This is a genomic window from Nocardia sp. BMG111209 (genome assembly GCF_000381925.1).
Lineage (GTDB): Bacteria > Actinomycetota > Actinomycetes > Mycobacteriales > Mycobacteriaceae > Nocardia.
Genome location: NZ_KB907307.1, coordinates 2,277,282 through 2,290,986 on the forward strand (window position 1 = coordinate 2,277,282; position 13,705 = coordinate 2,290,986).

The 13,705-nt window shown below is 71.3% G+C and carries 14 protein-coding genes; 7 read left to right on the top strand and 7 right to left on the bottom strand.

What is annotated here, in order from left to right:
• The first annotated feature begins 33 nt into the window (after nucleotides 1–33).
• The gene (locus tag G361_RS0110485; protein ID WP_019927035.1) at nucleotides 34–675 is read left to right on the top strand and encodes an alpha-ketoglutarate-dependent dioxygenase AlkB; all 642 of its coding nucleotides are present in this window, start codon (nucleotides 34–36) and stop codon (nucleotides 673–675) included.
• Here the strand turns inward: G361_RS0110485 and G361_RS0110490 are convergent.
• Both G361_RS0110490 and G361_RS43120 read right to left on the bottom strand, forming a co-directional pair.
• A complete protein-coding gene (locus G361_RS0110490) occupies nucleotides 641–2,122 on the bottom strand; it encodes a MutS-related protein (RefSeq protein ID WP_019927036.1) in 1,482 nt (493 codons plus the stop codon). The two genes, G361_RS0110485 and G361_RS0110490, sit on opposite strands and share 35 nt — an antisense overlap.
• Entirely contained in the window at nucleotides 2,119–3,642 is a 1,524-nt protein-coding gene (locus tag G361_RS43120; protein WP_019927037.1) for a MutS-related protein, read from the bottom strand. The genes G361_RS0110490 and G361_RS43120 overlap by 4 nt, the downstream gene beginning before the upstream one ends.
• A gap of 161 nt (nucleotides 3,643–3,803) precedes the next feature.
• Between G361_RS43120 and G361_RS0110500 the strand changes: the two genes are divergently transcribed.
• Together G361_RS0110500 and G361_RS0110505 are read left to right on the top strand one after the other, a co-directional pair.
• Nucleotides 3,804–4,517 (top strand): HD domain-containing protein, encoded by a 714-nt coding sequence (locus tag G361_RS0110500; RefSeq protein WP_019927038.1) that lies wholly within the window; start codon nucleotides 3,804–3,806, stop codon nucleotides 4,515–4,517.
• Nucleotides 4,518–4,589: 72 nt separating this feature from the next.
• Complete coding sequence (locus tag G361_RS0110505) at nucleotides 4,590–4,970, top strand: hypothetical protein (RefSeq protein ID WP_019927039.1); 381 nt, start codon at nucleotides 4,590–4,592, stop codon at nucleotides 4,968–4,970.
• A 4-nt stretch (nucleotides 4,971–4,974) separates the two neighbouring features.
• On the opposite strand, the gene G361_RS43125 is transcribed toward G361_RS0110505, so the two are convergent.
• Nucleotides 4,975–5,787 (bottom strand): helix-turn-helix domain-containing protein, encoded by an 813-nt coding sequence (locus G361_RS43125; protein ID WP_155981398.1) that lies wholly within the window; start codon nucleotides 5,785–5,787, stop codon nucleotides 4,975–4,977.
• An 86-nt stretch (nucleotides 5,788–5,873) separates the two neighbouring features.
• Between G361_RS43125 and G361_RS0110515 the strand changes: the two genes are divergently transcribed.
• Nucleotides 5,874–6,731 carry an NAD(P)H-binding protein gene (locus tag G361_RS0110515; RefSeq protein ID WP_019927041.1) on the top strand — a complete coding sequence of 286 codons (858 nt, stop codon included), beginning with the start codon at nucleotides 5,874–5,876 and terminating at the stop codon, nucleotides 6,729–6,731.
• A 29-nt stretch (nucleotides 6,732–6,760) separates the two neighbouring features.
• Here G361_RS0110515 and G361_RS0110520 read toward each other — a convergent pair whose 3' ends face one another.
• Entirely contained in the window at nucleotides 6,761–7,996 is a 1,236-nt protein-coding gene (locus G361_RS0110520; protein ID WP_026342895.1) for an FAD-dependent oxidoreductase, read from the bottom strand.
• Nucleotides 7,997–8,072: 76 nt separating this feature from the next.
• Nucleotides 8,073–8,621 (bottom strand): DUF4334 domain-containing protein, encoded by a 549-nt coding sequence (locus G361_RS0110525; RefSeq protein WP_019927043.1) that lies wholly within the window; start codon nucleotides 8,619–8,621, stop codon nucleotides 8,073–8,075.
• A gap of 254 nt (nucleotides 8,622–8,875) precedes the next feature.
• On the opposite strand from G361_RS0110525, the gene G361_RS0110530 reads away from it, so the two are divergent.
• Nucleotides 8,876–10,021 (top strand): serpin family protein, encoded by a 1,146-nt coding sequence (locus G361_RS0110530; protein ID WP_019927044.1) that lies wholly within the window; start codon nucleotides 8,876–8,878, stop codon nucleotides 10,019–10,021.
• Between the two features lie 57 nt (nucleotides 10,022–10,078).
• Nucleotides 10,079–11,317, top strand: a complete 1,239-nt coding sequence (locus tag G361_RS0110535; RefSeq protein ID WP_019927045.1) for an SLC13 family permease — start codon at nucleotides 10,079–10,081, stop codon at nucleotides 11,315–11,317.
• A gap of 7 nt (nucleotides 11,318–11,324) precedes the next feature.
• Here G361_RS0110535 and G361_RS0110540 read toward each other — a convergent pair whose 3' ends face one another.
• On the bottom strand, nucleotides 11,325–11,987 hold the full coding sequence (locus tag G361_RS0110540) for a PaaI family thioesterase (RefSeq protein ID WP_019927046.1): 663 nt from the start codon (nucleotides 11,985–11,987) through the stop codon (nucleotides 11,325–11,327).
• Nucleotides 11,988–12,050: 63 nt separating this feature from the next.
• On the bottom strand, nucleotides 12,051–12,623 hold the full coding sequence (locus G361_RS0110545) for a TetR/AcrR family transcriptional regulator (protein ID WP_019927047.1): 573 nt from the start codon (nucleotides 12,621–12,623) through the stop codon (nucleotides 12,051–12,053).
• A gap of 85 nt (nucleotides 12,624–12,708) precedes the next feature.
• On the opposite strand from G361_RS0110545, the gene G361_RS0110550 reads away from it, so the two are divergent.
• Nucleotides 12,709–13,692, top strand: coding sequence for a zinc-binding dehydrogenase (locus G361_RS0110550; RefSeq protein ID WP_019927048.1), 984 nt, complete (start codon nucleotides 12,709–12,711; stop codon nucleotides 13,690–13,692).
• The last annotated feature ends 13 nt before the right edge of the window (nucleotides 13,693–13,705 follow it).

Genomic DNA, 13,705 nt, shown 5'->3' on the forward strand with positions numbered 1-13,705 from the left:
AACATACGTTCGATCATGGGTACATTGGGTCGCATGCCGACCACACTCCAGGGATCGCTGTTCGACTGTCCCGACGAGGACGCGAGCGGGGAGGCCGCGCCCCGGGCGCTGACCGGGGTGCGGCGCACACACCTGGGTTCGGGGGCGTGGGTCGATGTGTTGCCGGCCTGGCTCACCGGGTCGGATGCGCTGTTCGAACGGCTGGTCGCGCGGGTGCCGTGGCGGGCCGACCGGCGGCCGATGTACGACCGGGTGGTGGATGTGCCACGGCTGCAACGGTTCTACGACGAGGACGAGCCGTTACCGGATCCGGCGCTCGACGCGGCGCGGGTGGCGCTGAGCACGTATTACGCCGCGGAACTCGGCGAGCCGTTCCGCACGGTCGGGTTGTGCTGGTATCGCGACGGCAACGACAGCGTCGCGTGGCACGGTGACACGACCGGGCGCGGCGCCCGGTACGACACGATGGTCGCGATCGTATCCGTCGGCGCGCCGCGGGGGCTGGCGTTGCGGCCGCGCGGTGGGGGCGCGGCGGTCCGGTACCAGCTCGGCCACGGTGATCTGCTGGTGATGGGTGGGTCGTGCCAGCGGACGTGGGAGCATGCGGTGCCGAAGACCCGGCGGTCGGTCGGGCCGCGGATCAGTATCCAGTTCCGGCCTCGCGGGGTGCGCTGAACACCTGCCGGAACAGGTCGGCGCCGTGCGCCTCCGGGCGGGGTGCGCCCGGCGTCATCCGATAGGTGCGGGTGCCGTCGTCGGCGCGTCCGGCGCGCAGGAACAGATCCGCCGGCCGGGCCTCGGCGCTACGGGCGGCGGCGAATTCGTGGAGATGTGTGACGACGACGACCGTCACCCCGGAATCCACCAGGGCCGCGAACAACGGCCCGGCCAGCCGCGCGGCGTCGTGTTCGCCGGTGGAGGCGAACGACTCGTTGCACAGCAGCAATCCACCGGCGCCGATCCGGTCGACGACGCCGCTCATCGCCGCCAGTTCCTCGGCCAACCGGCCGCGGGTCAGCGTCCGGTCCTCCTCCGGCGCGAAATGGGTGAACACGCCGGAGCGGACGGGTGCGGCGAATTCGTCGGCGGCCACGAACAGGCCCGCCTGCAACATGATCTGAGCGATACCGGCGCTGCGCAGGAAGGTGGTCTTGCCGCCGTTGTTGGCCCCGGTCACGACGAGCAGCGTGCGATCGGCGGCCGCCACGTCGACCCCGGCCACCAGCTCCCCCGCCAGGCACAGGCCGATATCGCGCAGGCCGACGCAGTGCAGACCGGGTGACCGCGCCGGGAGCACGGCCGGTACGCACACCGGCACCCCGGCCTGTTCCAGACGCTGCCGCAGGGTGTGCGCGCCGAGGTAGAAGGCCAGTTCGGTGCGCAATCGGAGGAAGAAGTCGCCGATACCGTCCGCGGCGCGGCTGACCACGTCGGCGACCTCCGCCAGCGCCCGGCTCCGGAAACGGGTCAGCGCGGTGGCCCCGGCCTCGAAATCATCGATCGCCTCGAAGGCCCCGCTCCGGCGGCGCAGCCCGCGCGGGCGGGATCGGGGCGGGGCGTGCAGAATCGGATCCACCGGCTTGTTACCCGGTCCGAGGGCGACGCTGAGGTGCGTGCCGTGCTCGAAATCCAGGGCGGCGAGGTGCGTGCCGACCTCGTCGAAGTACTCGTCCGGGAGGGTGGCGCGCACCTGCGCGCACAGTTCGGTCAGTCCGGCCGAGCGGAAAACCGCTGCGCCACGGTCGCATTCGGCGCGCAGGCGGTGCAGCAGGGTCATCAGCTCGGTGATCGGCTGGAGCGCCAGCAGCAGTTTGCCGCCCGGACGGCTGCCGCGGCCGATCGTCCAGCGCCGCACTTCCGTTGCCGCGCAGGCGATCTCGTACATCGCGCGGATCCGGTCCGGGTGTGCGCAGCAGTCGGCGAACACCTCCTGGCGGTACCGGACGGTCGCGGCGTCGGCGGCGAGCGCGGTCAGGCCGGACCGGGCGGCGGCCAGCAGCACCGCGTCGCCACCGGCCATCGCGGCGCAGACGGCGTCCAAGCCCAGGTCGGCGGCCACGGTCTCGCCGAGGGTCGCGGACGCGACGGGGGCGCCGGGCGGGTATCGGAGGTGCGGTCTCATCCGGCGATCCGCGCGGTGACCGCCTCGTAGGTGAGGCCGTATCGGTCCGCGAGCGTCGCCGCGTGCGCCCGGCTGTCGGCGGGGCGCCGGTGCAGCCGGTAGGTGCGGCGCGCCGGATCGCCGGACGCCACCGCCGCGACCAGGCCGACCCGGGCCGGACCGGTGGCCAGCCCCTCGAAGAAGGTGACGAAGACCGTGATCGCCCCCAGCGCGGCGATCCGGTCGAGCACCTCGCCGCCGATGCGCAGGCCGTCGGCGGTGGTGGTCGACGCGAAACTCTCGTTCAGCAGGATCACGCTGCGGGAGGTGGCGACGGCGAGTGTGTCGCGGACCGCGGTGAGTTCGCGCAGCAACCGGCCGGTCCGGTCGTCGGCGGCGTCGGCACGTTCGAAATGGGTGCAGATCCGGTCCGGTAGCGGCAGTCGCGCGTGCGCCGCCGGTACCGGGCAACCCAGGGCCGCCAGGTAGACCAATTGGCCCACGGTGCGAGCGAAAGTGGTCTTGCCACCGGAGTTCGGTCCGGTGACCACCAGGATGCGCTCGGTGTCGTCGAGCCGGACGTCGTTGCACACCAGCGGTTTCCGCTCGGCCACGTGTTTCAGGGCGAGTGTCATGTCGAAAGCCGCGGTGGCGGTGGGGCGGTCGAATTCCGCGGTCACCTCGGGCAGGGTCAGCGCGCGGCCGTCGCCGGTCACGCGCTCGGCCACGGCGAGATACCGCAGATAGAAATGGATTTCGCGATCGAAGACGGCGACACCCGGATCGGCGAACTCCGCGTGCTCGCGCGCGAACCGGTCGAGCAGCCGGAACGGCGCGGGGAACAGCTCCGCCACCCGGTCCAGCATCTGCATCTCGAACGGATCCGGCTCCGAGCGATCCGGCGCGGATCTCGGCGCGGGCTCGCCGGATCCGAAGCGGCGGAACAGGTTCGCGATGGTGTCCGCGTAATCCGGCTCACCGCCGTATGTTCCGACCTCGACGGTGCGGTCCAGGATCCGGACTGCGAAACGCACCTCGCGCAACGCGCTTTCGGCGGCCCGTACGTCCGTGGCGAGCCGGGTGAACGCGGCGCCCGCGGTCAATTCCGCGACGTAGGCGCGCCAGCCGGTGAGCGCGCGGGAGGTGAGCGGCAGTCCGGTCAGCTCGTCGTGCAGCCGGGTCACCGCCGATACGTACTCCGCCGCGGCGTCGAGCAACCGGCGGGCCCGCTGCCGCGGATGGCGATGCCCGGTCGACAGCGCGGTCAGATCGCGCATCCGCCACAGCGCCACGGCGAACTCGTCGAACACCCGACAGGCCTGCGGCGCGGCCAGATCGGTGAACACCTCCTGGCGATACCGGACCGCGTCGAGATCGCACAACGGCCGGCGCAGCCATTCGGTGAGCCGATACGGGTCGAGGTCGCCGGCCACCGCCGCGATGATCCGGTCCAGGTGCAGATCGGCCCGCACCCGATCGGAGACTACCGTCTCCCCGATCGGCGCGGGCCGGGGCTGCCACAGCACACTGCGATACTCCATCGCCCTCAGGATGCCGTGCGACGCCGGGTCCTGTCGATCCGCCGCCGCCGCGCGTGCGGGTGCGCCGGCCTTTCCGCAGGCACCGGAACAGCGGAAACGCGTATCCGGCGGCGCCGCCGACGGCCCACGGAAATGTCATATCGGACTGGTACATTGGCGCCATGAACACTCCGGGGGCGGGAATTCTGGCCGTGATGCCGTTGCACGCCATCAGTGACGTGCACGGCGAAGAAGGCCTGCGGCAACGGCTCGACATCGAGAAGGAGAAGTTGCCGCGGCCGGACCGGGTCGAGGCCGCGCTCGAGCTGGCCGCCGACCTGCACCGCGACGACCGTTACGGTCGCGAGCCGTACGTGAATCATCTGCTCCGCGTGGCGATTCGCATCGTCAGCCACTACGAGGTGCACGATACCGATGTGGCGGTGGCCGGGCTGCTGCACGATTCGGTGGAGGACCATACGCCCGAATTGGCCGGCGCCCGTGGCGGTTCCGGCACCGGCGCGGCGCTGGCCGAGGTCGGCGAGCGGTTCGGGCCACGGGTCGCGGGACTGATCGCCTCGGTCACCGTCCCCGAGCCCGACCCCGCCGGCGACAAGCACGTCCAGTACCGTGAGCACATCGCCACCAGCCTCGATCGCGATCCGTGGGCGCGGGTCGTGAAGCTGTCCGACTTCACCGACAACGGGGTCGGCATCCTCTACGCCACCGAGCCCGCGATGCGTCATCTGGCCACCAAGTACCGGCCGATGACCCCCATCTACCGCGATCTGGTGAACCGCCCCGACACTCCGCTGACCGAACATGTCAAACAGCACATTCGCGACCAGCTGGAGCTGGCCGAGGAACGTTTCCGCGCCATCCTCGACACGAAGTAGGCCGACCTGACCGCCACCGAACTACCGTTCATCGATGAACACCGGATCACGGTACCGGTTCCCGTCCCGGTCGTGTGGGCCGCGCTGTCGGACTGGATCGCCCGCACCGGGCCCGGCGTGAACCCGTATTTCGCAACGGTGATCGGCACCGAACCCCGTTCGGCCGGTGGCACCCTGCCCGAACTCGGCGCCACCGTCCCCGGTTTCGCGGTGACCGAGTCCGCGCCGGACGACCACCTCACCCTCGCGGGCAGGCATCGGTTCTCCCGCTACCGGCTGAGCTTCCACCTCGCGGCCGATCCGGCCGGCACGATCCTCACCGCGCGCTCCGCGGCGGCATTCCCGGGCCTGTACGGCCTCGGGTACCGGATGCTGGTCATCCGCTCCGGCGCGCACCGGATGATCGTCCGGCGCATGCTCCGGGACATCGCCCGCACCGCCGGGCGGCGCTGAACCGTCAGCCGCGCACCCGATCCTCGCAGGGCACCGGCGCGGGGAGGCGGCCCTCGAAGAACCAGGACGGCGGCACCCCCATGAGCGCGCGGAAGTCCGCGGTCATGTGCGACTGGTCGTAATAGCCCTCGTCGGCGGCGAGATGCGCCAGCGGTCCGGCGTCCGGATCGCTCAGTAACCGGCGGACCCGGGCGATACGGGCGAAATGCTTGGGCGACAAGCCGATTCCCGTCGTGAACAGTTTGCGCAGCTGGCGCTCGCTCACCGACAGCCGGGCCGCCACCTCCGAGACACCGGCGCGATCGGCGGCCAGTGCGGCGGTGGCCGCCGCGAGTACGGCACGATGCGCACGCGCGGCCGGATCGTCCGGCATGTGCTGTGGCAGTTGCTGTTCCAGCAGCGACAGCACCGCGGCGGGTTCGGTGTGCAGCAGCTGTTCGGTGAATCCGGCCAGCGGGCCGGTGAATTCGGCCAGCGGCGCGACGTGGTCGGTCAGCTCATCGGCGGCCACGCCGAGCAACGAGCGCACCGCGCCGGGTGCGATCCGCAGCCGCAGGCAGGACGCGGGGGCCTTCGCGGCGTAGTAACTCGCGCGCGTGCGCGGGCCGATCACCATGAGATCGCGGTGATCCGCGGCCTGCCGGCGCAGCACCACCGTCGTCGCCACGCTCGGGGCATGGGTGAACGAATCGGGCAGCGTCGCCCGGCCCGGGATACGCCCGGCCGCCGCGAACCAGGGGCGCAGCGCCGTCGGAATACCGACCGGCCGTTCGTGGACTTCGGCCGTGCGGGTCGGGCCGAGCAGACGAGTGGTCACCGCATCCACTGTAGCCACCGTCGCACCCGGACCGGCGTGCCGGTTTTTCCTATCGCCGCAGGTCGATCGCACTGCACTGTGGTCACATGATTCTGGTGACGGGTGCGACGGGCACCATCGGTAGTGAACTGGTCCGGCAGTTGGCGGAAAGCGGCGAACGAGTGCGAGCGCTGACCCGGAATCCGGCGGCGGCGACGGTGCCGGACGGTGTCGAGGTGGTCGGCGGCGATTACGCCGATCCGGACGCGCTGTCGGCCGCGATGGCCGGGGCGGAGGCGGCGTTCCTGGTCGGGGTGTTCGGCCCGCACACCGACGCGGATACCGCGCTGGTGGCGGCCGCGCAGGCGGCCGGGGTACGCCGGGCGGTCAAACTCTCGGCGATCGGCACCGGCGATCCCGAACTGGGCTGGATCGGCACCTGGCATCGGACCGGTGAACTGGCCCTGCAGGACAGCGGGCTGGCCTGGACCGTGTTGCGCCCCAGCGCATTCGCCACCAACTCGCTGGCCTGGGCCGACGACATCCGCCACGGCAAACCGGTCCCGAGCCGCACCGGGCGAGGTGCCCAGGGCGTGATCGATCCGCAGGACGTCGCGGCGGTGGCGGTGCGCGCGCTGGTCTCGGATGCACACGCCGGGCGGACCTACACCCTCACCGGCCCCGCGGCACTGTCCGAATACGATCAAGCGGCGATCCTCGGCGCGGCGCTGGGCCGTCCGGTGGAGGTGGTCGATCTGTCCGAGGCCGAGATCCGGGCCCGGATGTCCGCGGCCGGGATGCCGGACGACTACATCGACGGTGCGCAGCAGGGCGGCGCGTTCATCCGCTCGGGCCGCAACGCGACGCTCACCGACGATGTGCGCGAGGTTCTGGGCCGCTCACCCCGCAGCTACGCGGAATGGGTCGCCGACCATCTCGACGCCTTCACCGCGCCGGGGGCCTGAGACTCGGCGAACAGCTCTGTCGCAGTGGATCATTCGGCCGGGCGGCGGGCGAAATCCGGTGCGTGCTCGGGGCGGATGCCGCGCGCGACCAGGTACGCGGGCAGGGTGCGGATCACCGGGAGGCTGCGGAAGATGCGCAGCGGCAACGGGATCCGATCGAAGGTGGAGACGTCCAGCGCGCCGGACAGGCTCGGCTCGATACCGAAGCGGTGGACCAGGCGCTGCATGTCCTGGGTCACCATCGTCGGCACGATCCGCCGGCGCTGTACGCGGGCGAGGTCGGCCTCGGAGACGGTGTGCGACAACAGTTTCGGAGCAAGGATGCGAGCCGCGGCCACGGCATCCTGGACGGCCAGGTTGATGCCGACGCCGCCGATCGGCGACATGGCGTGCGCGGCATCACCGAGGCACAACAGGCCGTCGGCGTACCAGCGGTGCAGCCGGTCGAGCTTCACGTCGAGCAGTTTGACGTCGTCCCAGCTGCGGACGGCGTCGGCCCGATCGGCCAGCCAGGGCACGATCGCGATCATGGTGCGCATGACGTCGGCGATCGGGGCCGTCCGCAGGACCGCGTCGGCGCCCTTGCGGATGACGGTGGCGCACTGCCAGTAGTCGCCGCGGTCCAGCAGCAGGGCGAAGCGGTTCGCGGTGACCATCCACACCGCGCCCGCGGGGTCGGTGTCGTTGCGGGGGAAGCGGAACCACCACACGTCCATCGGGGTGGTCCACTGTTTCGGGTCGAGTCCGGCGGCGGCGCGCAGCACCGAGGTGCGGCCGTCGCAGGCCACGGTCAGATCGGCGTGGATCTCGCCGGTGGCGCCGTCCTTCGTGTGGTACCGCACGCCGGTGATCCGCTCACCCGCGCGGATCAGGCCGGTGGCCTCGGTGTTCATCCGCAGCCGGAACGTCGGCTCCTCGGCCGCGGCGCGGGTCAGCAGGTTCAGCAGATCCCACTGCGGGACCATCGCGATGTATTTGTGCCGGCCGGGCAGGTGGCCGAGGGTGGCGATGCGGACCATGCGGCCGCGGATCGGCAGCTGGATATCGGTCATGCGCCGTGCGGGCAATTTCGCGAATTCCGCACCCAGGCCCAGCTCGTCGAGCAGGTCGAGGGTGGTCGGATGGACGGTGTCGCCGCGGAAGTCCCGGAGGAAATCGGCGTGTTTCTCCAGGACGGTGACCTCGACGCCGGCGCGGGCCAGCAGCAGTCCGAGCACCACGCCCGCCGGGCCGCCGCCCGCCACGAGACATGTCGTGCGTTCCATTCGACGGCCTCCCTGCGGATCCGGCGGTTGTCGCCTCGATGCTAGCGCCGGACCGCCGGAAAACAGCGTGCGTCGATCACCGATCGTGATCGCGGCGCAGGATGAAGAAGTACGGTTCCCGCAGGCCGCGCAGGTCCATCACGCCGAGCAGCGTGTCGTCGTCGACCCAGCGGAACATGTCGATGATCGGGAGATGGTCGTACACCATTGCGGCACTGACCTTTCCGCGGAATTCGAGATCGCGCAGACGGGCCCGGGACGCACGGGCGCGCAGGACCGGCCGCAGCAGCGGCAGCGCCGCCCGGGTCAGGCGCAGGGCCGCCGATGGGACGCGGCCCGCGAGTCCGAGCGGGGCGCGGCGCGGATCGACCGGGAACACCACCTTGTCCGGGCCCGCGAACAGCAGGGGCTGCACGTGGTCGGCGTCGTCGAATTGCTTTCCGTACCAACCGGATTCGACGAGCACCCCGGCCCAGGGATGGCACGTGTCCAGTTCGCTGCCGCGCCACCGGTCACCGACGATACGGTCGACGGGTACCGACGGCAGGCTGTCGAACAGCTCCCAGGCCTGATCGGGCGTGCAGTCGCCCTCCTGCAGTTCCCGCAATCGCACGGTACCGGGCACCGCATCCTCCTCGGCAGCTCGACGGTGAGAGTAATTGCTCGAATTGCTCTCACCTTATCGCAGTGCGCGGTGCGGCTCGACCGCTGCCGATGCGGCGCCGCTTGACCTCGAGTGCGCTCGAGGTACGAGGATCGGCAACGGTCCGGTACCGCCCGCGCGGCTGCCCCCGCCGCCTCCCGTACACCCGGCGGCGGGGGCCCGGACCGCCGCCGCGCGTGCTCGTCGGTGTCGGTACGCGCGGTTAGGCTGGTCGGGTGCAGACCAGCCTGCTGTCACATGTGTCGGCCGCCAACGATCTGACCGCCCGGTGGTGTGCCGCCGCCGGTCGCGGCGATTTCGTCCTGTCGGGCTGCGGCGTGTGGCCACTGCTCGGCGTGCTGGCCGGCGCCGCCGACGAACCGGCCCGCGCCGAGCTCACCGCCGCGGTCGGCCTGTCCGGGGCCGAGGCGCACGCGGGGGCGCTGCGTCTGCTCGAATCGCTGTCCGCGGCCGAATCGGTGGCCGGAGCGCTCGGGTTGTGGGTGCGGCGCGACATCGAGCTGAATCCGGACTGGTCGGGCACGCTGCCGGCGGGCACGGTCGAGCCGCTCACCGATCAGCCGGCCCTGGACGCCTGGGCCGCGCGGCACACCGCGGGTCTCATCCCCCGTTTCCCGCTGGACCTCACCGCCGAGACCGCGATGCTGCTCGCGACCGCCGTGGTCGCCCGCACCGCCTGGGCCGATCCGTTCCACGACGATGTGCTGGAACCGGTTTCGGGCCCGTGGCGGGGGCATCGCGGGCCCGGCCTGTCCCGCTATTCGAAGCAACTCGGCGACGCGGCGCTGCTCGGCGGGTCCGATCCGGTCACGCGCGTGGTGGTGCGCGGCCACGGCGATCTCGATGTGCATCTGCTGCTCGGCGACGGCTCCCCCGGCGAGGTCCTGGCCACCGGTTTCGGCGCGCTCGACGGCACGGTCGAGGTGCGCGGCGAGCTGCCGGTCGGCACGCTCGGGCCGGGGCTGACCGTCGAGGCCACCCGCGCGATGTCGGATTCGCTGCGAATCCAGTTGCCGCCCTTCGAGATCCGCTCCTCGCACGATCTGCTCGCCGATCCGGACCTGTTCGGCCTCCGGGCCGCCACCGATTCGACCCGCGGCCACTTCCCGGCGGTGTCGGCCACCCCGCTGGCGGTCGATTCGGCGCGACAGGATGCGCTGGCCCGGTTCACCCGTGAGGGATTCGAGGCCGCCGCGGTCACCGCGGTCGCGTTCGCGGTCGCCGCGGCGCTGTTCCCGCCGCGCCGCACCGTCGAGATCGCCGTCACCTTCGACCGGCCGTTCGCCTTCCTCGCGGTGCACCGGCCGACCGGTCTGGTCGTGGTCGCGGGCTGGGTCGAACAGCCGCCCACCCGGATGTGAGTTCCGGCGAACACCCCGCGAACGACTCGTACCGGCCGGGCTTGCGAAGATGACGGTGTGCCCGAGCAGCTCGACTCCGTCCGATCCCCTGCCGAACCGCGGCCGCGCCGGCGCATCGGGTTGCTGGACGGGATCCGGCTGGGGCTGCTCGTCGCGGGTGTGCTGTGCGTCGTGACGGGACTGCTGCCGCGGGCGGACGCGGTGGCGAACATGCGGCGGATCGGGCCGCTGCTGCTGTTCCTCGGCAGTGTGATCGTGCTGGCCGAATTGGCCAGGCAGGCAAGGGTTTTCGATGTGATCGCGCATCGGCTCGCGATCATCGGACGCGGCAACTACGTGGCGCTGTTCCTGTTGTGCGTGCTGTTCGCGGCCACGACCACCACGGTCCTGAATCTCGACACCACCGCGGTCCTGCTCACCCCGGTGATGCTGGCGCTGGCGGTGCCGGCCCGCATCCCGCCGCTGCCGCTGGCGATGACGACGCTGTGGCTGGCGAATACCGCGAGTTTGCTACTGCCCGTATCGAATCTGACCAATCTGCTCGCCGCCGGCCGGGTCGGGCTCGACGGCCGCGGGTTCGCGACCACGATGTGGCTGCCGCAGCTGGCGTCGATCGCGGTCACCATGTTGTGCCTGTGGGGGTGGTACTGGCGGCGGGGCCGGCGCGGCGTGGACCGGTATCTGCCGCCGGAACCCGTGCGCCCCTCGGGCCGCCGGGAGCGCGCGCTGCTGTATCTGACGGCCGCCGCCTGCGTACTGTTCATCGCGGCGATCCCGATCGTCGGCGACCGCATCGGCCTCGCGGCCGGTGTCGCGGCGATCATCGCGGTCGTGGCGTTCGCATGTCTGGACCGTTCGGCGCTGCGCTGGTCGCTGATCCCGTGGCGGCTGCTGGTATTCGTGATCGGCCTGTTCCTGGTGGTGCCGACCCTCGGGCGGTTCGGCCTGTCACACCTGATGCACGATCTGATCGGCACCGACCCGGGTACCGCGGGCGCCTACCGGGCGGCGGCCGCCGGCGCCGGCCTGTCCAACATCGCCAACAACCTCCCCGCCTACACCGCGGGCGAGGCGGTGATCCCGGCGGCGAATCACACGCAGTTGCTGGCACTGCTGATCGGCACGAATGTCGGTTCGGTGCTGACCCCGTGGGCGTCGCTGGCGACCCTGCTGTGTCTCGAGTTCTGCCGCAGCCACGGGGTGCGGGTCCCGATGAGCCGGTTCCTGCTCAGCGGCGCGATGCTCGCGGTACTCGCCACCGCCGCGGCGACCGCCGCCCTGATCTGGATCCGCTGACCGGCGGTTACTGCTGGCCGGGCTCGAGGGTGAGGAACAGGCCGTGCGCCTCGGCGCAGAGGCGGTCGCCGTCGTGGATGGTGCCGCGCACGAAGATCTTGCGGCCCTCGCGGCGTTCGGTCCAGGCGCGGGCGGACAGTTCCCGGTTCAGCGGCGTGATCGAGCGGTAGTCGACGGTGAGAGACGCTGTGCGCGTAGGTGATTCACCGTGCAGCGAGGCGATCGTGCCGAGCAGGGTGTCGAAGGCGAGGGCGATGTGGCCGCCGTGCGCGGCGGCGTTGCCACCGAGGTGGAACGTGTCGAAGGTCAGGCGGGCCTGCACGTTGTCGTTGTCGGCGTGATCGATGAAGAACGGCGGCAGCGTGATGTTGCCGTTCGCCGGGAGGTCGCGGCGCACCCAGCCGGGCAGCGACCACTCGTCGACCACCGTGGCGTCCAGCAGATCGTTGAGTTCCTTCAGGCGGGCGATCGCCTCCAGGGCCTGCTCGTCCGAGGGGCAGGACAACCGGACCCGGTCCATCAGCCCGCGCACCTGCGCGATGTACTCGCCGAACCAGGGACCGCCGCGCAGGTCCTCGATCGGTTCGCTGTGATCCGGTCCCGGCATCGGCCGGAAACCACCCTCGTGGTGTTCCGCGCTGGGCAATGCCTCGGTCCGATTCTCAGTCATAAGAACGACGTTATCGCCCAGCATTCCGGATTCCCGCATCCGCCGGGCCGACTGTGAGCACTGTTACCCGCGTACCACCGACTCCACGAGTTGCACCATGGCCGCCCGCGCTCGGTCCTTCGCGCCGGAACGGGCCAGCTGTGGCAGCAGTTCGCCGCCCAGCGGCGCCATCAGGAGCATCCCGACCATCTGCGCGTCCAGATCCGGGCGCACCTCCCGCAGCAGAGCGGTGACATGCTCGTTCCAGAAGACGTGCAACTCCTCGGCATCCTCGTGCGGCGGCATCGCCTGATAGGCCAGCATGAGTTCGGCGTTGTCGGTCACGACGTCGGTGAACGCCGCGAAGAAGGCCACCAGCCGGTCGCCTGCCGGTGCGCCGGGACCCAGCGGCGGCGGTCCCTGCACGACCGCGTCGCGCAGCGCGTGGACATGGTCGCCGAGCAGTTCCAGCAACAATCCGGCACGGCTGCCGAAACGGTGGAAGATGGTGCCCTTCCCGACACCCGCCACCGCGGCGACCCGATCCATCGTCACCGCGGCCGCGCCGTGTTCGGCCAGCAGCGCCGCGGTCGCGTCCAGGATCGCGCGGCGGTTGCGCGCGGCATCCGCGCGTTCCTTCGGCCGCTCTCCGACCATGTCACCACACTCCTTGACAATGTTGACCGTCGGTCCATATCGTAGGGCCGCACAAGTTGACCGCTAGTCCATTTATGGAGATGTCATGCAGGCAGTCGTCATGCTCGAAACCGGCGCACCCGAGGTGCTCGTCGCCCGGGAGGTCGACGATCCTCGTCCCGGCCCCGGCGAAATCCTGATCGATACCGTGGCGATCCCGGTGTTGTATCCCGAAACCCTGTTGCGCTCCGGGGCTTTCCCCTTTCCGGTGCCGACGCCCGTGGTGTTCGGATTCCAGGCCGCGGGCGTCGTCACCGAAATCGGGCCGGGCGCCGATCCCGCGCTGCGCGGCGCGCGGGTCGTCGCGGCCACCGCGGGACTCGGAGGCTATGCCGAAAAGGTGTGTGTCCCCGCGGAATTCGCGACCGTCATCCCGGACGGGCTCGACACCGATACCGCGGCCGCGGTACTGATGGGTGGTTCGGTCGCGCTGCCGCTGCTGGAGACGGCGAGGTTGAGCGGCACCGAGACCGTGCTGGTGCAGGCGGCCGCGGCCGGGGTCGGCGGCAGTCTCACCCAGCTGGCGAAGCGGTTCGGCGCCGCGCGCGTCATCGCCACGGCCGGCGGTGCGCGCAAGGGTGACCGCGCGCGCGAACTCGGCGCGGACGAGGTCCTCGACCACACCGATCCCGACTGGCCGCAGCGGCTGCGGGAAGCGCTGGGCGAGAACACGATCGATGTCGTCTTCGATGCCATCGGCGGGTCGACCGCCAACCGGCTGCTCGCCGTGCTCACACCCGCCGGCGGCCGCATGCTCGGCTACGGGCACCTGTCCGGGAGCCCGGCCGAGGTGTCGGCCGCGGATCTGATGGCCGCCGGGCTCACCTACACCGGCTGCGCCGGGCCCGCCTGGCTGGGCCGGGTCGCGGCGGCCCGCGCGCGTACCCTCGAACTCGCCGCGACCGGCGCACTGCGGCCCATGCTGGCGGACGTACTCCCGCTGGCGCAGGCCGCGGCGGCGCATCGGCTGATCGAGCAGCGGGCCACGGCCGGCACCATCATCCTGCGTCCGGAAAACGCTGCCGGATAAGGTTTTCCGCCGC

Excerpts from the sequence above, each read along its gene's own strand:
- G361_RS0110490 (WP_019927036.1), bottom strand. The coding sequence starts at position 2,122 with ATGAGACCGCACCTCCGATACCCGCCCGGCGCCCCCGTCGCGTCCGCG.
- G361_RS0110485 (WP_019927035.1), top strand. The coding sequence starts at position 34 with ATGCCGACCACACTCCAGGGATCGCTGTTCGACTGTCCCGACGAGGAC.
- G361_RS0110550 (WP_019927048.1), top strand. The coding sequence starts at position 12,709 with ATGCAGGCAGTCGTCATGCTCGAAACCGGCGCACCCGAGGTGCTCGTC.
- G361_RS0110540 (WP_019927046.1), bottom strand. The coding sequence starts at position 11,987 with ATGACTGAGAATCGGACCGAGGCATTGCCCAGCGCGGAACACCACGAG.
- G361_RS0110500 (WP_019927038.1), top strand. The coding sequence starts at position 3,804 with ATGAACACTCCGGGGGCGGGAATTCTGGCCGTGATGCCGTTGCACGCC.
- G361_RS0110545 (WP_019927047.1), bottom strand. The coding sequence starts at position 12,623 with ATGGTCGGAGAGCGGCCGAAGGAACGCGCGGATGCCGCGCGCAACCGC.
- G361_RS0110515 (WP_019927041.1), top strand. The coding sequence starts at position 5,874 with ATGATTCTGGTGACGGGTGCGACGGGCACCATCGGTAGTGAACTGGTC.
- G361_RS43120 (WP_019927037.1), bottom strand. The coding sequence starts at position 3,642 with ATGGAGTATCGCAGTGTGCTGTGGCAGCCCCGGCCCGCGCCGATCGGG.
- G361_RS0110520 (WP_026342895.1), bottom strand. The coding sequence starts at position 7,996 with ATGGAACGCACGACATGTCTCGTGGCGGGCGGCGGCCCGGCGGGCGTG.